The following is an 18,297-nucleotide window of genomic DNA, read 5'->3' as shown; positions in this document are numbered from 1 at the left end:
GAGAACGCATGAAACCGATGATCGGGGTACAGAATCTTAACCTCAGTTTTGGCGAGGATGAACAGCGTCATCAGGTGCTGTTTGACGTTAACCTCACAGTGCGGGAAGGTGAAATCTTCGGCCTGGTGGGCGAATCCGGTTCCGGCAAAACCACGGTGCTCAAATGCCTCGCCGGATTGTTTAACCACTGGCACGGGGAGTTGACGATTGACGATCAACCGCTGGCGCACCGCATCACGCGCCCGCTGTGCCGCAAAGTACAAATGGTGTTTCAGGACCCTTACGGTTCGCTGCATCCACGTCATACCCTTGGCGATATTCTTGAGGAGCCGCTGCATATTCATGGCATCAGTCAGCGGCAACAGCGCGTGACGGCCATGCTGGAAAAGGTCGGGTTAAACCGCGCCTGGCAAACGCGTTACCCCCATCAGCTTTCCGGTGGTCAACGTCAGCGTGTGGCGATAGCCCGCGCCCTGATTCTGGAACCGCGCGTGTTGCTGCTGGATGAACCGACTTCCGCGTTGGATGTCTCGGTGCAGGCGGAGATTCTTAATTTGCTGAGTGACTTGCAGCAACAGGAAAATCTGACATACCTGATGGTCACCCACGATCTCGGCGTGGTGGCGCATCTGTGTCACCGCGTTGCGGTGATGCAGCACGGCAAAGTGCTTGAAACGCTGGATGTGGAGTCGCTGGTGGCAGGACAGGCGGCGGTGCCATATACGCAGATGCTGGTAGAGGCGAGCAGGTGCCCTCAATTGGCTTAACTCCCGTAGCGGCGCGATTTATCGCGCCGCTACGTTGAGGTGATAGCTTAAGCCACCACCTCACGCACAAAACGCACAATCTCGTCATTCTGCCCATGCTCGAACAGGCAATGCTGAAAACGCGGGCCGCTCAGCGCGGTTTTCACCAGTTCAGAATCGATCGCACGCAAGGTATCGAGATAATGTTCTTTGACCACCGCCGCTTTCACCTGGTTAAGGATTCCGGCGTTGCGCACCTGTGGTTCTTTGCGTTCCGGCGGATAGCCCAGCCCTTTCTCCCCGGTGAAGGCTTTCTCGAAGATAAAGCGCAGGTTGAGTTCTGCCCCCCAACCAAAACCTTTGGCAAAGGGCAGCGACAAGGCATTGCCGTTATTGATCTGGGCAAACAGATAAGCGTCAGCCGGATCGATGCAGTAGCCACACACCACGCCGGGATGGATATTCAGCGACATCAATGCGCCCTGTCCGGTGCCGCATCCGGCGACCACGAAATCCACCGCTTTGCTGTTGAGCAGCACGCTGGCCATGATGCCAAGGTGAATATAAGTCAGATGATGATCCTGCTCGTCGCTCATGCCGACGTTAAACACCTGATGACCCAGAGGTTGTGCCACCGTCTCCAGTTGGGTTAATACGGTGGCGTTTTTTGCCGCCTGGCTGTTTTCCATCATTAACGCGATTTTCATGATCCATCCTTCATATTAAATTGAAACACCGTTTCATTTTAATCAAAGATCAGTAAAATGCAGCAGAGAAATGCCCTTTTGCTTGTGAGTTATGTCACACAACTGCGAGGAATGACGATGTTTATCTACCGCAATGCCACACAGGTTGAGGATTTGGGGAATGGCGTGACCCGCCGGGTGCTGGCGCACGGTGGCCGCATGATGGCGGTTGAGGTCAGCTTTGAAAAAGAGGCGATAGGTCCACTGCATCACCACCCGCATGAACAACTGACCTATGTGATTTCCGGGCGCTTCGCGTTCACCATCAACGGTGTGACCAAAGAAGTGAGCGCCGGTGACACCTTGTATAAAGCACCAAATGTGGTGCACGGCTGTGTCTGCCTGGAAGCGGGCACGCTGCTGGATACTTTTACCCCGCAGCGTGAGGATTTTCTTGGGTAAGTATGCGCGATAAATCGCGCCGCTACGGACCGCACATAATCGTAGCGGCGCGATTTATCGCGCTTTTTCTGCCTGGTTAAACAATATCATCCACCACGCCGCCATCGACGCGCAGCGCAGCACCGGAGGTAGCCGACGCCTGAGTGGAGCAGACATACACCACCATATTCGCCACTTCATCGACGGTGGCGGCCCGCTGGATCACCGAACTCGGGCGCTGGCTCATAACAAACTCTTTCCCCAGCGTCTCCAGCGATTTACCGGTGCGTTCCACTTCGTCGGCCATCATGGTGGCAAAACCATCCGAAATTGTTGGGCCGGGTAACACGCTATTCACCGTGACGCCGGAACCGGCTACCACTTTCGCCAGACCGCGTGCCAGAGAAAGCTGCGCGGTTTTACTCACGCCGTAATGCACCATATCGACCGGGATATTGCGCGCAGACTCGGAAGAGATAAACACCACGCGGCCCCAACCTTTCTTCACCATATCCGGCAGTAAGGCGCGTGATAGCCGCACGCCGGACATCACGTTAGTCTGCCAGTAGGCTTCCCAGGTCTCATCGTCGGTGGCAAAGAAATCTTTCGGACCAAAGATCCCGGCGTTATTCACCAGAATGTCGATGGCAGGCAATCCCTTCAGCAGCGTCTCAACGCCCTGCGCGCTGCTGAGATCGGCGATATGGGTATGGATTTTCGCCCCCACCACCGCAGCATTGAGTTTGTCTCGCGCCCGACTGACCGACGCCTCACTGCGCCCGTTCAACACCACTTCGGCCCCGCTCTCGGCCAGCCCCTGCGCAATGGCGAAACCAATGCCGCCGGTGGACGCGGTGATTAACGCTGTTTTGCCGTGTAGATCGATTTTCATCACATTCTCCATGTTGGTTACGATACCTGCACACGATCGAAAAGCCTGGTAGATACTGCACGCACCGCATTAACGAAACATGCTTTGTAACCAAAGAGTTTGCCAATTGCGGACAAAACGCAGCCACACTCAATGCTTTCACTCCCGTGGGACCACATCATGAAAACCCTTGCCTTTGCCGCACCGGGTGCGATGGGCGCGGCAGTTGCGGCGGTGCTGAGCCAGCACGGCGCGCGCGTCATCAGCCCGTTAAGCCAACGCTCTGCCGACTCACAACAACGCGCGCACGCCGCGCACATTATCGATGCCCCTGAAGCTGCGCTGTGTGACGCCGACATTATTTTTTCCATTGTGCCGCCCGAATTCGCTCTGAGTTGGGCGCAGCAGATGGCTCCGCATTTACAGGCGGCGGCGCGCAAACCGCTGTACGTCGATTGCAACGCCATCAGCCCGGAAACGCTACAACAGGTGGCTGCGGTGATTGAAGCCACCGGCACACCTTTTGTCGATGGCGCGATTATCGGGCTGCCGCCGGGCGAGCAGAATCCTGACGGGCCACGCTTTTGGTTTTCCGGCCCCCACGCCAGCCAGTTAGCGGAGTTGAGCGACCTGGGCCTGCGCGTGCGCATTATGTCGGCGGAAAACGGCGCGGCATCCGCGCTAAAAATGTCCTACGCCGGGATCAATAAAGGCATCACCTTGTTGGTGTCAGCGATGCTGATTAACGCCAGTCGGGTTGGCGCGGCGGAGGCGTTACATGAGGAGATGACGGAGAGCCAGCCGCAGATCCTGAAAAGAATGAAAAAAGCCGCCCCGGATATGCTGCCAAAAGCCTGGCGCTGGGCGGCGGAGATGGATGAAATCGCGACGCTGAATCAGGGCGAGCTGGCAACCGATCGCCTGTATCAGGCGCTGGGCGAGGTGTGCCGCCAGCTGGCAGCCGACCGCAGAGGCGATCAACAACTCAGCGACCTGCTGGCGGCCTTCTTTCAACCCGATGCCGAAAGCGCCCGCGCTGACTGACGCTGAAGTTGCCGCTGCAACCACGCTTGTGCAGCGGCCACGTCCGGCGCGCGGGCATCCAGTTGCAACACCGGACCGAGCGCCATCGGCTGCGCCCGCTCCGCCAGTTGCCGCAGTTCGGGCAGATACTCCGCCCCCGGATGCCCCGGCATACGCTGTTCCAGCCTTGCCTGATAGCGCGCCACCACCTCATCCGGGGTGATCGCCATCCATAGCTCCAGCACCCGCGCCACGCCTGCGTGTTGCAATCCCTCTTCCAGTACCGCTTTGGGTTGAAAACCAAACCAGGCATCAATCAGGTAAACGCAACTGGCCGGTGCCTGGCCGACGATCTTCCATATCGCCTGATAGGCTGCACAGCCGAGCTGACGATTGCGCAGGCGATCCACCGGCGCAAAGCTGGCCATAAACGGCTCTTTCAGGCTATCCAGTGTCAAAACCGGCAGGCCAAATTGCTGCGCCAGCGCGCGCGCCAGTGTGCTTTTACCCGAGGCTGGAATGCCGTTGACCAGCACCACGCATTTTTCTTCAGTGGGGGTTGTCATAGGATGTCCATTACCTCCGCCACACTGCTGGCTTTGCGCAGTCGCACCAGCGTCTCCTCATCCTCCAGCATCGTGACAATCGCGCGGATGCCCTCCTCGATATGCGCATTGCTGTCACGCGCGCCAAACATGATGACGATATCCGCCTTGTCGCTGCCGTCGAACGACACCGGTTCCTCCAGCACAATCAGGCTGAAGCAATCTTTCAGTACTCCGGTTTCCGGTCGGGCATGAGGGATGGCAATCCCCTCTTCAAACACGTAATACGCACCGTGCGTCAGGGTGTTGGCAATCACCGCTTCGGGATAGGAGGCGTTGACATAGCCGCCCTGCACCAGTGGCCGGGCGGCAAGGCTGATCACTTCCCGCCAGTCACGGCTGGTAATCCCCACCTGAATCGCATTCGCTTCCTGCAACAGTTGTTTGATGCTCATACCGCCTCCTTAAATCGATTTGCGGATGGTATTACGCAGCTCATCGATTTTGACGAACAGCGGATCAATCTCCTGACGAAAACGGCGGCTTTTGGCAAATAAACTTAATGCACGATTATATTCCAGCATTAATTGTTTTTGCGTGTCCCCCGCCCGTGGATTATTTGCCAGCTGCTGCTCCAGCGCGTTTATTTTCTCGCTGATACTTTCAGCCTGACGATCTATTTCCTGCTGATCCTGCCCGTTATTTTCCGGGACCTTTTTCCTGAATCCGAACATAGCGTCTCCTGCCCCGAATGGCGCCAGGGCACCTCAGGTTAATACGTCATGAAAGATGCGGTTTAGCGGAATAACTGAATTTTTTCGACTAACACATCGGTAACGGCATCATTCGCCGGTACCAGGAAATTGCGCACGCTGTCGTTTACTTTGCCCTTTTCGAACGTCTGTTTACAGCGCGCCACCCATTGCACGTTCATTTCTGTGCCGACGTTCACTTTTTCGATACCGCTGCGCACTGCCAGACGCATATCTTCATCGCTGACGCCAGTGCCGCCGTGCAGTACCAATGGCGTGTGCGTCGCTTCGGTAATATCCGCCAGCCGCTGATGCTGGATATGTGCTTTGCCGGTGTATAACCCATGTACCGTACCAATCGAGATCGCCAGCATATCGACACCGGTTTCATCCACGAAACGTTTCGCATCGTCCACGGTGGTGAAGGAAGTTTCGTTCATTTCCACCGACTTACCATCTTCTGAACCGCCGATCGCCCCGAGTTCCGCTTCAACCGAAACATGCAGCGGGCGTGCCATATCAATGACTTTACGCGTGTTGGAGATGTTCTCGTCAATCGGCAGATGTGAACCGTCATACATCACCGAACTGAAACCGGCATCCAGCGCCGTTTGAATGGCATCCAGGTCGGAGCAATGGTCCAGATGCAAACAGGTCGGCACATTGCGGCTTTCCGCCAGCGAACGAATCGCATCGACCAACAATTTATGACCGAGATATTTCGCCGTACCGGTAGAGATCTGAATCATTAAAGGACTATTGGTTTTTTCCGCCGCTTTAAAATAAGCCGGTAACATCTCCAGACAGTGTAAATTAAAGGAACCGAGCGCTTTAAATTCACGTTGTTTGGCCACCTGTAACAGATCGGTAAAGTTATAAAGTTTCATGAATATTTTCCTCGTGAGGCTTAGTGGATTTTCCGTTAACAAACCAGGCGATCAGGGTAATGAAGACAATAAACAGGGCGACGAACAGCCAGTTATTCTGGAAGGCATGGCCGAGTACCAGGCCAGTGCTGATAACGTCTGAATCACTGAAAGTCACACCGGTGAAACCGTAGCTTTCCAGCATCGGTACCAGAATGGCGGGCAGCAGCGTAATGAACAGACCGTGGACAAAGCCGCCGATCATCGCGCCGCGACGACCGCCAAGCGCGTTACCAAACACCCCAGCGGTGCCTCCGGCAAAGAAGTTGGTCAGCAGGCCCGGTAAAATCATCGCCAGACCGAACATCGGGAACACCAGCATGCCAACGACCGACCCAAGGGTGGTGGCGAGGAAGCCCACGATCACCGCATTCGGCGCATAGGGGAACATCACCGGGCAGTCGAGTGCCGGTTTAGCATCCGGTACGATGCGCATCGCGATGCCGCGGAAGGCAGGTACCAACTCGTTCAGCAGCAGACGCACGCCGCTATACAGCACAAACACCCCGCATACGAACTGAATCGATTGCATAAAGGCGTACATCAGGTAGTTCATACCGTTGCTGTACTGGGCGATAAACGCCGGGCCTGCCGCCAGCGCCGGGATCAGGTACATCGGCACCATCACCACCGCCATCGACAGATAGGTGTCTTGCAGGAATTTGAAGTTATCCGGCAGCTTCAGGTCTTCAGTGGAGCGCGAGCCTTTGCCGACCACCTTCGCCACTGCCGCCGTCACCAGGTAGCCAATGGTGCAGAAGTGGCCGAGCGCAACATCATCCGAGTCGGTAATGCGGCGCACCACCGGTTGTGCCAGTGCCGGCATCACCACCGCCATCACACCACCAAAAATGCCGCCGGTAAGGATCAGAGGTAAGCCTGTCAGCCCCGCTTTGTAGCCGATCACCGCACCGATAGTCGCCATCCACAGCAGCGCCTGTCCGGTCAGGAAGATGTATTTGAACGGTGTCAGACGGGCAATGATGATGTTGACAATAAAGATCACCAACAGCGTCAACGCCACCTCTGAACCCAGCTCGCGGTTCGCTAACCCGGCGATGGCAGCAACATCGGTGATATAACCCTGCATGCCAAAGCCGTGGGTAAAGATGGTATTCAGGAAGGTCAGCGTACCGACAATGATGTTGATACCCGCCATCATAATTAAGAAACCGAGCAGGGTTTTAAAGGTGCCTTCCACCACCTTGCCTGCGGATTTTTTTTGCAACAGCAGACCCACCAGGGCAATAAAGGCGATCAGAATCGATGCCTGCCCTAACAGATCTTTGACCAGGAAGTTAATAACACTATTCATGGCTGGCAACCTTCATGTTGTGTTCTTTCATAAACGCCACGATCTTTTGCTCAATTTCCGCCTTATCGGTCAGCTTGTTGAGAATAATCACGCGTTTCATTTGTTCCGGACTGGCATCGGCATTTAATACGTCGGCAAATGCCTTCTGCGTTAAAATCATGTCGGATTTAAACGCATTGGCTTCAGAAATGGTGGTGTGATCGATATCTGCATCAATTTCTAACTTTTTTAATACCGCTTTGGCGCTCATTTCGATGGCGAAACTGGATCCCAGACCACATCCGCACACACATAATATTTTCAGCATGGTTATCTCCTCACAGAATATGCAGTTGTTTAGCGAGTTTGTAATGATGCCCTTCGGTGTCAACCAGGCGTTTTTTCATGCTTATTAAATCAATGGGTATCGGTTTATTGCTGCCATTAATAATGACGGCTTTATTGCGCATTCCCGACTGAATACAACGCGCCACTTCGCTGGCCATAATGGTGCCCTGATAAATTTCTTCACAGGTGGGTTCGCCATTACGCAGGCCGTAACCGATGATGGTTTTACGGATACGCACACCAATCAAAGGTTCAAGTTGTTTAATTAAGGTATCGATCGCCCCCTGGAACCCCGGCGAATATTCGCGGGTATAGGCTTCCGAGCACAGAATAATCACGCTGTTTTGCTGCGCCAGACGTGCCGTGACCCGTTCCGCCAGCTCATGCGGCGGAATCTGGCACTCGGGGATCAAGGCAAAATCCGCATTGGATTTAATCGCTGATTGCAGGGTTAATTCACCACAATAACCACCCAGCAGCTCCACCATAAATACGCGCCCCGGCAATCCACGCCCGGTGTTACGTAATTTCGCCACTTCCTTCAGCACCTGTTCACAGGCGGTGGAAAAGCCAATGGTATAATCGCTGCCGAATACATCGTTATCGATGGTCATACCAACGCCAAAGCAATTGACACCAAATTCACTCAGAATATGAAGGAATTGCAGCGACCCATCGCCTCCGGCCATAATTAATACGTCAATGCGTAGCGATTTAAGTTGTTTCGCTATGGCTTCATATTCCGGGCGAATTAATTTTCGCGTTGGTCGCCCTGATTGCATCACCGGGATCGCCGCGATGGCATAATCCACCAGATCACGCTGCGATATTTCTTGATGTTTATTTTCCAGCAAACCCGGAATACCGCCGTTAAATAACACCATGTCCGCCTGAGTTAAGCGAGAAATCTGAAAGATAAAGTTATTTATGCCGGTAACATCACCACCGCTGATCACCATGCCAATTCTCATTATCCTGCTCCTTACGCTGCGCTTCTGACAGCCATTCTTCCGGTGAAGAGGATTTGTATTTGCAATGGAGATCACATTATTGCTACGAATTTAGCCGCCAAGGTCATTGACAAAGATATTTACAGGCCTAAATTTGTGATGTTAATCACATGGTAAATTTTTCCAAAGACATGGAATTATTATAAAATTCATCACGTTATATATTTTTCACACCTCTGCCTGTCTGGCCCGATTTAACAATTTATTTGTCTTTTTGCTTTGCCTCTATTTTGTGATAACCCGCGCATTTTTATTGGTACGCCGCGGTTTTTCCGCGCGAGATAAAGGGATAATGCTTCAGTGCGTTATTTTAACTTTAGTGCCGATGAATGATTGACATAGCGCCGTATCCGCCTGTCCAATAACCCGGCAGACACATGACACAGAAGAGAAAACATGACATCCCCGCAGGAAATGTTGCGTCAACTGAGTGACGTGGTAGGTGAAAAACAGCTGTTAACCCATTCTGATGATAAGGCCTGGTACACCAAAGGATTTCGCGTTGGGCGCGGTGAGGCACTGGCCGTGGTGCTCCCCCAGACGTTATTACAACTGTGGCATACCCTTCAGGTATGCGTGGCGCACGACGCCATTATTCTGATGCAGGCATCAAACACCGGCGTAACCGGCGGCTCGACGCCGGACGGCAACGATTACGATCGTGAGGTAGTGATTGTCAGCACCCGCCAGTTACAGGGCGTGCAGGTCATTGATGAGGCGCGTCAGGTGATTGCCTTCCCCGGCACCACCCTGACGGAGCTGGAACAAACACTACAACCGCTGGGGCGTGAGCCGCACTCGGTCATTGGTTCGTCCTGTATTGGTGCGTCGGTGGTCGGCGGCATCTGCAACAACTCCGGTGGCTCGCTGATTCGCCGTGGTCCGGCGTTTACCGAAAAATCGTTATTTGCCCGCATTCATGATGATGGTCGACTGGAGATGGTCAACCATCTCGGCATTGCGCTGGGTGACACGCCGGAAGCGATGCTGGAAAATCTCACCCGTCAGCAGTACCAAACCGGTGACCAACCCGACTGGCAGGGAAAGATCTGGGCGGATGACTACGCTGACCGTCTGCGCGACGTCAGCGCCGACAGCCCCGCGCGCTTTAATGGCGATCTGCGTTATCTGCATGACAGTTCGGGTAGCGCAGGTAAAGTGGTGGTGTTTGCGGTGCGTCTTCCTACCTTCGAAGCCAGTGCTGGCAGCGACACCTTCTATATCGGCACCAACGATGAGTTGGTGCTGGTGGAACTGCGCCGCTATCTGCTGACGCGGATGAGTGAATTGCCGGTGCAGGCGGAGTATATCCACCGTAACGCCTTTGACCTCACCGTGCGTTACGCTAAACATATGTATCTGGCAATTCGCAAACTCGGCCCGCAGGCGATACCGCGCCTGATGGCCGGCAAAGCCAGGTGGGATGTGCGCGTCAGCCACCTGAAATTTTTGCCACGCAATTTTGTTGATCGGGTGCTGCAATTCTTTAATCAGATCACTCCGCGCTTTGTCGCGCCACGCATCATGGATTATCGCAGCGCGTATGAACATCATCTGATGATTAAGGTGGAGTCAGCGCAAACCGCTGAATTGCAGGGGTTACTGGCAGATTTTTTTGCCAACCACAGCGGTGATTTCTTCCACTGCGATGCACGCGAAGCAGCAGATGCCTTCCTGGTGCGCTTTGGCGTGGGCGGCTGCACCATCTCCTACTCCGATGCGCTGGGCTACAACCCGAATGAGCGCCTGGTGGCGTTTGACGTGGCATTGCGTCGTAACGATGATGCCTGGCGTTTAACGCTGCCGGATCACCTGGCGGCGCAGGTGCAGGTCGATTCCTGCTGCGGGCATTTCTTCTGCTACGTTAATCATCAGGATTATGTGCTGAAGGCGGGCGTGGATGCGAAGGCGTTTAAAGAGGCGGTGAAAGTCGTACTGGAGCAGCGTGGGGCGAAATATCCGGCAGAACATAACGTCGGACATCTGTATCACGCATCCTGCGATCATGTGGCGCACTGGAAACAACTCGATCCGACCAACAGTTGCAATCCGGGGATTGGCAAAACCAGTAAGAAGAAATTCTGGGCGGAGTAACTCATCCCGTAACGGCGCGACGTTTCGCGCCGTTACGAACCTTAATTACTTCGCGTACGCTTCGGTCGAAATGGTCAGCGTCACATCGTCGCTCACCGCCGGAACATATTTATCCAGCTTGAAGTCAGAACGCTTGATGGTGCCGGTGGCATCAAAACCAATCGCCTGCTTCTTCACCATCGGATGCTCACCCTGCTGGTTCAGCGTGGCGTGCAGAGTAATCGGTTTGGTGATGCCTTTCAGGGTCAGATTCCCTTCTACATCAAACTTGTTATCGCCCTTCGCGACCACTTTGGTGCTGTGAAACACCGCCGACGGATATTTCGCGGTGTCGAAATACTCTTTGCCGAGAAACTCTTTGGTCAGCGCCGGGACATGGCTATCGATCTGGGTGATCGGCAGCGTGACGTCAACGCGTGACTGCTCCGGGTGGTCCTTATCAAACACCAGCGTACCTTTGCTGTTCGGGATGTCGGCGGTGGGATGGGAGAAACCGAAGTGGGTCCAGGTGACAATCACCGAGGTGTGTTCCGGGTTGAGATCGTAGTGCATGGCAGCCGCCTGTGACAGCGGAGCGTACAGGGTAGCGGCGGCCAGCAACGGCAGTGCAAAGCGAGTAACGTTTTTCACGGGTGTTCCTTTTTGCTCAGAATATGCCTTGAGTGTCGGGCATTATGCCGCGCAGGAACAGTGAAGAGTTTTGGCTGAATTTTTCAAAAAAATTCAGCAATATCAATACGAAACAGTTACCTTCAGGGACAATTCAGCGTCTGACTTAACGCCACCAGAACTCGCCAGTGACGACGACCGCGCAACAAACGCTGATGGAGTTGTTGCAGCCGTGTCAGGCAAAGAGCATCAATGGCGTCGGACGATAATTCCGCCAGTCCCTGTTGCTGCCGCAATGCCCATAACGCCGCCGTCGCGTTATCCACGCTGGAAAGCGGGTTGCGCAATGTTGGCTGCAAGGCCGCGAGATCGACCTCAGCAACGTCGAGGGCACGCAGGAAGCGTTTGCAATGACCGAGAAGCGTAGGCCAGGGGATATCAGGTGATTGCAACGCCAGCAGGATGCCATCCACATCCGCCACCCGCTGGTAGCGCGCCGACACCACATAACCAATTTGCTGTTCGACCCGCAGGCGCTGGAAAAAGCGTGGTTCATAAATCAGCGCCAGCATGCGCAACGCGGCCAGCGAGGCATCATCGGCGGCGATCAATGGCATAAACAGCAGCAGCGCCTGGTCACGACCTGAGCACGGGATGGCGGTCACGCCTGCGGTTAAAGATGGCTCAGCCGCCGCTGCGGCCAACGGCAGGTCACTCAGCACCCGCGCAATGTCCTCAGCCAACGCCATGTCGCTACCACTCCAGGCCGCCTGCCAGCCTGGTGCCGCTGATGTTGTCAGCAAGTGGTGCGGCAACGCTGCTAACAACTGACGAATCACGATGCCATCAGCAGCATTCACCGGTTGAGGTTCAACCCCAATATGCAGCGCCTGCACCGTCTGTTGCACCGCAGCCAACGCCGCGTCCCGCTCTTTCGGCAGATGCAGGGTCAGTTGCCAGCTCCCCTGCACCTGCTGCCAACTCCCACGCCCGCCGCTATGGCGTAACGCAGCGAGAATGGGACGCAGCAATTGCTGGCGCGCCCCGGCAAGCTCATCACTTAACGGCTGGTAAAATGCCGGACGCAACAGCAAGGTCTGCTGTGGCTGAACCGGCGTTACCCGCAGCATGGGGAATCGCTGGTCAGGCAACACCCGCAGACTCGGCGGCTGCGCCAGTGGATAAAACCAGCATGGCAGTGCTGAGGCCGACACCTTCGCCGGTGCGGGCCAGTCGGCAAGCGCGAGGTCGAATCCCTGGGTGTGGCGGGTTATCGCGTCAACCTGGCCCTGGGTCAGCAGTCGGCGTGGCTGGCATTGTTGCAGGAGCCGGAGCCAGTCACCAAAGTCGGCAGCAGTGCCCGGCGCAAAGCCGGTAGCACGGCCACGCAGTTGCTCCAGCGGTGTCAGTTGCCGGAAGTCTTCCTGCGCCAGCCGCTGATAATGGTGACGTTGTGGGGTTCCGATGTGCATCAGGTCGCGGAGGTGCTGCCGGAACTGCGCTTCGATGCACAGAGCCTGGCGCGTGCTAAGGGTGCGCGCCGTAAATTTCAGCGCCAGCCAGCTGTGTTGGCTATCACGCCATAACCATTGCAGGCTGATATTTTCACACAACCCGGCAGCCCGCAGTTGTGCCAGCAAACTGCCGGGGGCCTCATCGAGCCAGAACTGACGGCATAAGGTGACGTTGTCACGTAATATATCGGCGCTGTCCGGCAAGATAAAAGTCAGCCAGAAGGCTTCTTCGCCCGCCAGTTGGATCTGCCGGTGCGAGATGCCGCCTGATGGTGATGGCAACGCGATGATCGGTGCGGTGCCCGGCCTGAGTTGCTGACCATAGCGTTGCGCCAGTTGTTCCAGCTCCGCCAGGGATTGTGGGCCTTGCAGCCACAACGTCATGCTCTCCGCCACATAATGCTGCTGATGAAACGCGCGTAACGCCTGCCGCAAGTCTGTGACGTTGTCACCGAAAACCACCTGACTGCCGACACGAAAACGCCGTAACCGCGCAGGGGCAACAGGCATATCCAGCAACGCCGCCTCGCTCAATGTGGCCGCGTGGCGTTGCAGCAAATGATACTCCGCGTCAATGACGGCACTTTCCTGGCGGATGGCCTCCTCAGTCAGACGCGGAGCCGCGAGCATATCAAGCAGACGCGCGACGCCTGCCTCCAACGCCCTGGCCGGAACCTGAAAGAAAAATGCGCTGTCGCTGAGTTGGGTAGTCGCGTTGACCTGGCCGCCCTGTTGCTGCACCCACGGCATCAGGCGCTGGTCATCAGCGATGCCTGTGCTACCGCAAAACACCAGATGTTCCAGCAAATGCGCCAGCCCTGGCCAGCGATCCGGCTCATGCAGGCTGCCCGCCGTCACCTGCACCAACGCGGCAGCATCGTGCGCATCAGGTTGCTGGTGGAGGTGACAGCGCAGGCCGTTCGCCAGTGTCAGGCTGCGCGTGGTCATCAGAGAATGCGCTGCTTGTAGATCAACTGCGAGTTGGCGCGATTACGGAATTGCAGTTGTGCGATTTTGATATCGCTACAGCTGGCTTCACGCCGGGCTTCGAGGATTTTATCGTGGTGTGGCGATTTGCTGCACACCGGGTCGGTGTTGTCAGCATTGCCGGTCAGCATATAGGCCTGGCAACGACAGCCGCCGAAGTCCTTCTCTTTTTCGTCACAGGAACGGCACGGCTCCGGCATCCAGTCATAACCCCGGTAACGGTTAAAACCGAATGAGTTATACCAGATGTCGTCCAGACTCTGCTCCAGCACCGACGGGAACTCAACCGGTAACTGGCGGGCACTGTGGCACGGCAATGCCGTACCTTCCGGCGTGACGCTGAGGAAGATCGATCCCCAGCCGCCCATGCAGGGCTTCGGACGTTCTTCGTAATAATCCGGCGTGACGAACAACAGGTTGGTCAGGTTGCCGCTGGCTTCCATACGCTGGCGATACTCGGCCACCACTGCTTCGGCACGGGCGATTTGCTCGCGCGTCGGTAACAATCCCTGACGATTGATATGCGCCCAGCCGTAAAACTGGCAGGTTGCCAGTTCGACATCATCGGCTTCCAGCTCGATACACAGGTCGATAATTTTGTCGATCTGGTCGATGTTATGGCGATGCAACACGAAGTTCAGCACCATCGGATAACCGTGTGCTTTCACCGCTTTCGCCATCTCCAGTTTCTGCTGGAAGGCTTTTTTCGATCCGGCGAGCGCAGCGTTCAGCGTTTCGTCACTCGCCTGAAAGCTGATCTGAATATGGTCCAGTCCGGCATCGGCAAACGCATCCAGTTTGTTTTGCGTCAGACCAATGCCTGAAGTGATCAGGTTGGTGTAGAAACCGAGATCGCGCGCCGCCTTGATCAGTTCCGGTAAATCTTTACGCGTCAGCGGTTCACCGCCGGAAAAACCGAGCTGCACGCTGCCCATCGCGCGTGCCTGACGGAACACCTCAATCCACTGTTCGGTGGTCAGCTCTTTTTCCTGCTGGGCAAAATCGAGCGGGTTCGAGCAGTACGGACACTGCAACGGGCAGCGGTAAGTCAGCTCGGCCAGCAGCCACAGCGGCGGCGTCACGCCGTTTTTATTCGGGTTCACGACACTGGATCCATTTCTGTTCAATAGCAGACTGCAAAAATGCTTTTACGTCTTCATCCACACCACCCGCATCCGGGAAGCGCGCATTCAGCGTCGCGATAATCGCGGCGACATCTTGTTTGCCGGTCACCAGTTCGAGGATGGCGGTAGCGGTTTCATTCAGCTTCGCCATGCCTTCCGGGTAGAGCACAACGTGGCTCTCCTGCGCCGGTTCCCATTGCAGGCGATAGCCACGACGGAACGCGGGGATCAGGTTATCTTTCATCTGTTTATACCAGTCGGGTGGTGTGCCAGGCCGCCTTATCGGTGACCGTGTGATAAGGGGGACGTTCTAACGCGTAAGCCATGGTCATGGCATCGAGCATGGTCCACAGGATGTCGAGCTTGAATTGCAGGATTTCCAGCATACGGTTCTGCTGTTCCGCCGTGGTGAAGATCTCCAGCGCCAGCGCCAGCCCGTGCTCAACATCGCGGTTCGCCTGGCTCAGACGGCTGCGGAAGTAGAAATAGCCTTCCTCTTTGATCCACGGATAGTGCTGCGGCCAGCTATCGAGACGCGACTGATGGATCTGCGGCGCGAACAATTCGGTCAGCGAGCTACAGGCCGCCTCCTGCCAGTTGGCGCGACGGGCAAAGTTCACGTAGGCGTCGACCGCAAAGCGCACGCCCGGCAGCACATGCTGCTCAGACAGCAGTTCTTCACGCGTCAGCCCTACCGCTTCACCCAGTTGCAACCAGGCTTCGATACCGCCCTCGTGTCCGTTGCTACCATCGTGATCGAGAATACGCTGTACCCATTTGCGGCGTGTTGCCGGATCCGGGCAGTTCGCCATGATCGCCGCATCTTTCAACGGGATGTTGGTCTGGTAGTAGAAACGGTTGGCAACCCAGCCCTTGATCTGCTCCGGTGTCGCCGCGCCATTATGCATGGCGATGTGGTACGGGTGATGGATATGGTAGTAGGCACCTTTGGCGCGCAGTGCCTGTTCAAAGGCGGCTGGCGTCAGGGCTTCAGTAATGATCACGATGAAGACTCCTGCAAATGGATCGCCATCCCATCCCAGCTCACTTCAATGCCCTGCTGCGTCAGGTACTGACGCTGTGGCGATTGCTCGTTGAGGATCGGATTGGTGTTATTAATATGAATCAAAATTTTGCGTTTCGCCGGTAAGGACGCCAGCAACGCCATCAGACCTTGTTCTTCAGCCAGCGCTAAATGGCCCATCGCTTTGCCGGTATTTTTACCAACGCCGGTGGTCAGCAGTTCATCATCCTGCCAGACGGTACCGTCTATCAGCAGGCAATCGGCCTTTTGCAGCCACGGCATGATCACCGCATCCGGCTCACCCAGGCCTGGCGCATACAGCAAGGTTTGGCCATTGGCGCGGTTGGTAATAAACAGCGCCACGTTATGTCCGGGCAGTGGACGATCGCGGAACGGCGAGTACGGCGGCGCGTTGCTGAGAATCGGGATGGCGGTGAACTCAAGATTGCGACAAACATCGACACTGAAAGGCTCCAGCGGCGTCAACGCATGATGCTGCAAACCGCCATTCCAGTGTTGCAACATGGTGAAAATCGGGAAGCCGCTGGTCAGGTCAGCATGGACTTCCGGGGTGCACCAGACCTGATGCGGGCAGCCTTCGCGCAGGCTTAATAAGCCGGTGGTGTGGTCGATCTGGCTGTCGGTAAGAATGATGCTGCCAATCGCGGTACCGCGCAGCACGCCCTTTTTATTGAGTTCTGGCGTGTGGGCAATTTGCTGGCTGATATCAGGTGAGGCATTACACAGCACCCAATCCTCACCGTTATCGCTGACAATAATCGAGGATTGCGTCCGTGCCTGTGCCTGGATGGTGCCGTTACGCAAGCCGCTACAATTGGCGCAGTTACAGTTCCACTGCGGAAAACCACCGCCCGCCGCTGAACCGAGAACTTTAATAAACATGAGAAATGACCGGAGAAAGAAAACAAAATGCCCGCGCGATTGGCGGGCAGAAGTCTTAGCGGTTGGAGATGTACAGAGTCACTTCCAGGCCCAGACGCAGGTCAACAAATTCAGGTTTTTTCCACATAATATTCTTCCTCTAAAGTCTCTTTACGCAGAGCATTCTCTGCATGGAATGTTTGCACCGAGAAACGTGATCCCGATCGCAATACACATCGCGGGCTGATGTTGCGCCAATGTGACGAACAGATCAACCCTGTTTCGGTAAGGGAATTGTGTTATTCCCGCCAAATCTGTTTCAGCACCCGCTGCCAGTTACCCCAGGCAAGCTGCTCCAGTAACGGCTGATCATAGCCAATCTCGCGCAATAGCGTGAAGATCCGGGGTAGTCCGGACACATCTTTTAAGGCGTCCGGCGTGCTGATGCCGTCAAAATCGGAGCCAAAGCCCACATGATCACTCCCCATTATCTCCATTAAGTGATCAATATGTTTACCAATTTCGATCAGCGGCGTATCACTGTCGCGTTTACCATCGGGGCGTAAGAAGGCGTTACCAAAATTCACACCCACGATACCGCCGCTGTCGCGGATAGCCCGTAATTGCGCATCGGTGAGGTTACGTGGCTGTGGGCACAGGACATGCGCGTTGGAATGGGTGGCGACCAGCGGCGCGGAGGATAAGCGTGCGGTATCCCAGAATGCCTTTTCGTTCATGTGTGAAACATCAATCAGCATACGATGCCGATTGGCGGCGACAATCAGCGCCTCCCCGGCGGAGGTTAAACCGGGGCCGCTGTCCGGGGAACCGGGAAAATTACCGGTGACGCCCGCGCCGAAACGATTGGGCAGATTCCAGAACGGTCCGATACTGCGTACCCCCGCCTGATAAAACGCTGTCAACGCGTCCCCCTCACCATCAAAACCATCCGCGCCCTCGATATGCGCCACCATCGCCAGCACACCCTCAGCCCGACAGGCCGCGACATCCGCCGTGTTCAGGCACAGGCGGGCACGCCCCTGAGATTCGGCCACCAGAGTTTTCAGGATGGCGAGTTGCTGCCACAGAATCTCCAGTGGCGCCACGCGCTCCTGCGCACGCTGCGGGGCAACCTGCTCGATATAACGCTGCGGTGGCACAAATAACGCAAACAGGCCACCCGCAAAACCGCCCTGCTGCATCCGCGGGTAATCAAGGTGACCGTTTGCAATGCCGGAGAAAAACACCTCAGCGGGATTATCACGATGATGCAGCCACAGGTTCAGCAGCAGATCGTTATGACCATCAAATGTGGGAAGTAACATAAGCGAGGAAAAAGAAGAAAACATGCGGCTATGCTACGCGCACGCCTGCTGCTGAGCAATGCAACGCGAGAAGGACTTTTCTGCCGCAGCCGCCGG

At 55.7% G+C, this 18,297-nt stretch carries 21 protein-coding genes; 4 read left to right on the top strand and 17 right to left on the bottom strand.

Annotated elements, in window-relative coordinates:
- Positions 1 to 17: 17 nt before the first annotated feature.
- Positions 18 to 767 (top strand): ABC transporter ATP-binding protein, encoded by a 750-nt coding sequence (locus AC6I8N_RS09865; protein WP_497830681.1) that lies wholly within the window; start codon positions 18 to 20, stop codon positions 765 to 767.
- Positions 768 to 814: 47 nt separating this feature from the next.
- On the opposite strand, the gene AC6I8N_RS09860 is transcribed toward AC6I8N_RS09865, so the two are convergent.
- Positions 815 to 1,453: an RpiB/LacA/LacB family sugar-phosphate isomerase gene (locus AC6I8N_RS09860; protein WP_497830608.1), complete on the bottom strand. Its 639-nt coding sequence runs from the start codon at positions 1,451 to 1,453 to the stop codon at positions 815 to 817.
- 117 nt (positions 1,454 to 1,570) lie between these two features.
- On the opposite strand from AC6I8N_RS09860, the gene AC6I8N_RS09855 reads away from it, so the two are divergent.
- Positions 1,571 to 1,894 carry a cupin domain-containing protein gene (locus AC6I8N_RS09855; protein ID WP_497830607.1) on the top strand — a complete coding sequence of 108 codons (324 nt, stop codon included), beginning with the start codon at positions 1,571 to 1,573 and terminating at the stop codon, positions 1,892 to 1,894.
- A 76-nt stretch (positions 1,895 to 1,970) separates the two neighbouring features.
- On the opposite strand, the gene AC6I8N_RS09850 is transcribed toward AC6I8N_RS09855, so the two are convergent.
- Positions 1,971 to 2,765, bottom strand: a complete 795-nt coding sequence (locus AC6I8N_RS09850; RefSeq protein WP_497830606.1) for an SDR family NAD(P)-dependent oxidoreductase — start codon at positions 2,763 to 2,765, stop codon at positions 1,971 to 1,973.
- A 159-nt stretch (positions 2,766 to 2,924) separates the two neighbouring features.
- On the opposite strand from AC6I8N_RS09850, the gene AC6I8N_RS09845 reads away from it, so the two are divergent.
- The gene (locus AC6I8N_RS09845; protein ID WP_021183363.1) at positions 2,925 to 3,788 is read left to right on the top strand and encodes an NAD(P)-dependent oxidoreductase; all 864 of its coding nucleotides are present in this window, start codon (positions 2,925 to 2,927) and stop codon (positions 3,786 to 3,788) included.
- Here the strand turns inward: AC6I8N_RS09845 and AC6I8N_RS09840 are convergent.
- The 7 genes from AC6I8N_RS09840 to AC6I8N_RS09810 all read right to left on the bottom strand — a co-directional run bounded on the left by AC6I8N_RS09840 (position 3,755) and on the right by AC6I8N_RS09810 (position 8,603).
- On the bottom strand, positions 3,755 to 4,333 hold the full coding sequence (locus tag AC6I8N_RS09840) for a P-loop nucleotide/nucleoside kinase family protein (RefSeq protein WP_497830605.1): 579 nt from the start codon (positions 4,331 to 4,333) through the stop codon (positions 3,755 to 3,757). The genes AC6I8N_RS09845 and AC6I8N_RS09840 overlap by 34 nt on opposite strands.
- Complete coding sequence (locus tag AC6I8N_RS09835) at positions 4,330 to 4,767, bottom strand: PTS sugar transporter subunit IIA (protein WP_021183365.1); 438 nt, start codon at positions 4,765 to 4,767, stop codon at positions 4,330 to 4,332. Before AC6I8N_RS09835 ends, AC6I8N_RS09840 begins: the two co-directional genes overlap by 4 nt.
- 9 nt (positions 4,768 to 4,776) lie before the next feature.
- Positions 4,777 to 5,046: a hypothetical protein gene (locus AC6I8N_RS09830; RefSeq protein WP_021183366.1), complete on the bottom strand. Its 270-nt coding sequence runs from the start codon at positions 5,044 to 5,046 to the stop codon at positions 4,777 to 4,779.
- Between the two features lie 62 nt (positions 5,047 to 5,108).
- Positions 5,109 to 5,951, bottom strand: coding sequence for a class II fructose-bisphosphate aldolase (locus AC6I8N_RS09825; protein WP_021183367.1), 843 nt, complete (start codon positions 5,949 to 5,951; stop codon positions 5,109 to 5,111).
- Positions 5,938 to 7,305, bottom strand: coding sequence for a PTS sugar transporter subunit IIC (locus tag AC6I8N_RS09820; protein WP_013508969.1), 1,368 nt, complete (start codon positions 7,303 to 7,305; stop codon positions 5,938 to 5,940). The genes AC6I8N_RS09825 and AC6I8N_RS09820 overlap by 14 nt, the downstream gene beginning before the upstream one ends.
- Positions 7,298 to 7,612 (bottom strand): PTS sugar transporter subunit IIB, encoded by a 315-nt coding sequence (locus AC6I8N_RS09815; protein ID WP_013508968.1) that lies wholly within the window; start codon positions 7,610 to 7,612, stop codon positions 7,298 to 7,300. Before AC6I8N_RS09815 ends, AC6I8N_RS09820 begins: the two co-directional genes overlap by 8 nt.
- Positions 7,613 to 7,622: 10 nt before the next feature.
- Complete coding sequence (locus AC6I8N_RS09810; RefSeq protein ID WP_021183369.1) at positions 7,623 to 8,603, bottom strand: 6-phosphofructokinase; 981 nt, start codon at positions 8,601 to 8,603, stop codon at positions 7,623 to 7,625.
- A 435-nt stretch (positions 8,604 to 9,038) separates the two neighbouring features.
- Here AC6I8N_RS09810 and dld point away from each other — a divergent pair, with 435 nt between their 5' ends.
- A complete protein-coding gene (gene dld / locus AC6I8N_RS09805) occupies positions 9,039 to 10,736 on the top strand; it encodes a D-lactate dehydrogenase (protein ID WP_497830604.1) in 1,698 nt (565 codons plus the stop codon).
- Positions 10,737 to 10,781: 45 nt separating this feature from the next.
- On the opposite strand, the gene AC6I8N_RS09800 is transcribed toward dld, so the two are convergent.
- From AC6I8N_RS09800 to AC6I8N_RS09765, 8 genes are all read right to left on the bottom strand, one after another.
- Positions 10,782 to 11,366 (bottom strand): YceI family protein, encoded by a 585-nt coding sequence (locus tag AC6I8N_RS09800; protein ID WP_021183372.1) that lies wholly within the window; start codon positions 11,364 to 11,366, stop codon positions 10,782 to 10,784.
- 122 nt (positions 11,367 to 11,488) lie between these two features.
- A complete protein-coding gene (gene pqqF / locus AC6I8N_RS09795) occupies positions 11,489 to 13,807 on the bottom strand; it encodes a pyrroloquinoline quinone biosynthesis protein PqqF (protein ID WP_497830603.1) in 2,319 nt (772 codons plus the stop codon).
- Positions 13,807 to 14,949, bottom strand: a complete 1,143-nt coding sequence (gene pqqE, locus AC6I8N_RS09790) for a pyrroloquinoline quinone biosynthesis protein PqqE (protein WP_021183375.1) — start codon at positions 14,947 to 14,949, stop codon at positions 13,807 to 13,809. The genes pqqF and pqqE overlap by 1 nt, the downstream gene beginning before the upstream one ends.
- A complete protein-coding gene (gene pqqD, locus AC6I8N_RS09785) occupies positions 14,936 to 15,214 on the bottom strand; it encodes a pyrroloquinoline quinone biosynthesis peptide chaperone PqqD (RefSeq protein ID WP_021183376.1) in 279 nt (92 codons plus the stop codon). Before pqqD ends, pqqE begins: the two co-directional genes overlap by 14 nt.
- Positions 15,215 to 15,218: 4 nt before the next feature.
- Entirely contained in the window at positions 15,219 to 15,974 is a 756-nt protein-coding gene (pqqC, locus tag AC6I8N_RS09780) for a pyrroloquinoline-quinone synthase PqqC (protein WP_021183377.1), read from the bottom strand.
- On the bottom strand, positions 15,971 to 16,897 hold the full coding sequence (gene pqqB / locus AC6I8N_RS09775) for a pyrroloquinoline quinone biosynthesis protein PqqB (RefSeq protein ID WP_208725390.1): 927 nt from the start codon (positions 16,895 to 16,897) through the stop codon (positions 15,971 to 15,973). The genes pqqC and pqqB overlap by 4 nt, the downstream gene beginning before the upstream one ends.
- 55 nt (positions 16,898 to 16,952) lie before the next feature.
- Entirely contained in the window at positions 16,953 to 17,024 is a 72-nt protein-coding gene (gene pqqA / locus AC6I8N_RS09770) for a pyrroloquinoline quinone precursor peptide PqqA (protein ID WP_010617686.1), read from the bottom strand.
- Between the two features lie 151 nt (positions 17,025 to 17,175).
- On the bottom strand, positions 17,176 to 18,201 hold the full coding sequence (locus AC6I8N_RS09765; RefSeq protein WP_497830680.1) for a dipeptidase: 1,026 nt from the start codon (positions 18,199 to 18,201) through the stop codon (positions 17,176 to 17,178).
- Between the last annotated feature and the right edge of the window lie 96 nt (positions 18,202 to 18,297).

It is taken from the genome of Pantoea sp. X-Soil-TKNS-1279 (assembly GCF_059730565.1).
Note: the sequence above shows the minus strand (reverse complement) of the source record. Positions and strands in the feature narration are given on the sequence as shown.

Excerpts from the sequence above, each read along its gene's own strand:
- AC6I8N_RS09765 (WP_497830680.1), bottom strand. The coding sequence starts at position 18,201 with ATGTTACTTCCCACATTTGATGGTCATAACGATCTGCTGCTGAACCTG.
- dld (WP_497830604.1), top strand. The coding sequence starts at position 9,039 with ATGACATCCCCGCAGGAAATGTTGCGTCAACTGAGTGACGTGGTAGGT.
- AC6I8N_RS09815 (WP_013508968.1), bottom strand. The coding sequence starts at position 7,612 with ATGCTGAAAATATTATGTGTGTGCGGATGTGGTCTGGGATCCAGTTTC.
- AC6I8N_RS09860 (WP_497830608.1), bottom strand. The coding sequence starts at position 1,453 with ATGAAAATCGCGTTAATGATGGAAAACAGCCAGGCGGCAAAAAACGCC.
- AC6I8N_RS09855 (WP_497830607.1), top strand. The coding sequence starts at position 1,571 with ATGTTTATCTACCGCAATGCCACACAGGTTGAGGATTTGGGGAATGGC.
- pqqD (WP_021183376.1), bottom strand. The coding sequence starts at position 15,214 with ATGAAAGATAACCTGATCCCCGCGTTCCGTCGTGGCTATCGCCTGCAA.
- AC6I8N_RS09865 (WP_497830681.1), top strand. The coding sequence starts at position 18 with ATGATCGGGGTACAGAATCTTAACCTCAGTTTTGGCGAGGATGAACAG.
- pqqF (WP_497830603.1), bottom strand. The coding sequence starts at position 13,807 with ATGACCACGCGCAGCCTGACACTGGCGAACGGCCTGCGCTGTCACCTC.
- AC6I8N_RS09845 (WP_021183363.1), top strand. The coding sequence starts at position 2,925 with ATGAAAACCCTTGCCTTTGCCGCACCGGGTGCGATGGGCGCGGCAGTT.
- AC6I8N_RS09835 (WP_021183365.1), bottom strand. The coding sequence starts at position 4,767 with ATGAGCATCAAACAACTGTTGCAGGAAGCGAATGCGATTCAGGTGGGG.
- AC6I8N_RS09825 (WP_021183367.1), bottom strand. The coding sequence starts at position 5,951 with ATGAAACTTTATAACTTTACCGATCTGTTACAGGTGGCCAAACAACGT.
- AC6I8N_RS09850 (WP_497830606.1), bottom strand. The coding sequence starts at position 2,765 with ATGAAAATCGATCTACACGGCAAAACAGCGTTAATCACCGCGTCCACC.
- AC6I8N_RS09840 (WP_497830605.1), bottom strand. The coding sequence starts at position 4,333 with ATGACAACCCCCACTGAAGAAAAATGCGTGGTGCTGGTCAACGGCATT.
- pqqB (WP_208725390.1), bottom strand. The coding sequence starts at position 16,897 with ATGTTTATTAAAGTTCTCGGTTCAGCGGCGGGCGGTGGTTTTCCGCAG.
- AC6I8N_RS09810 (WP_021183369.1), bottom strand. The coding sequence starts at position 8,603 with ATGAGAATTGGCATGGTGATCAGCGGTGGTGATGTTACCGGCATAAAT.
- AC6I8N_RS09830 (WP_021183366.1), bottom strand. The coding sequence starts at position 5,046 with ATGTTCGGATTCAGGAAAAAGGTCCCGGAAAATAACGGGCAGGATCAG.
- AC6I8N_RS09820 (WP_013508969.1), bottom strand. The coding sequence starts at position 7,305 with ATGAATAGTGTTATTAACTTCCTGGTCAAAGATCTGTTAGGGCAGGCA.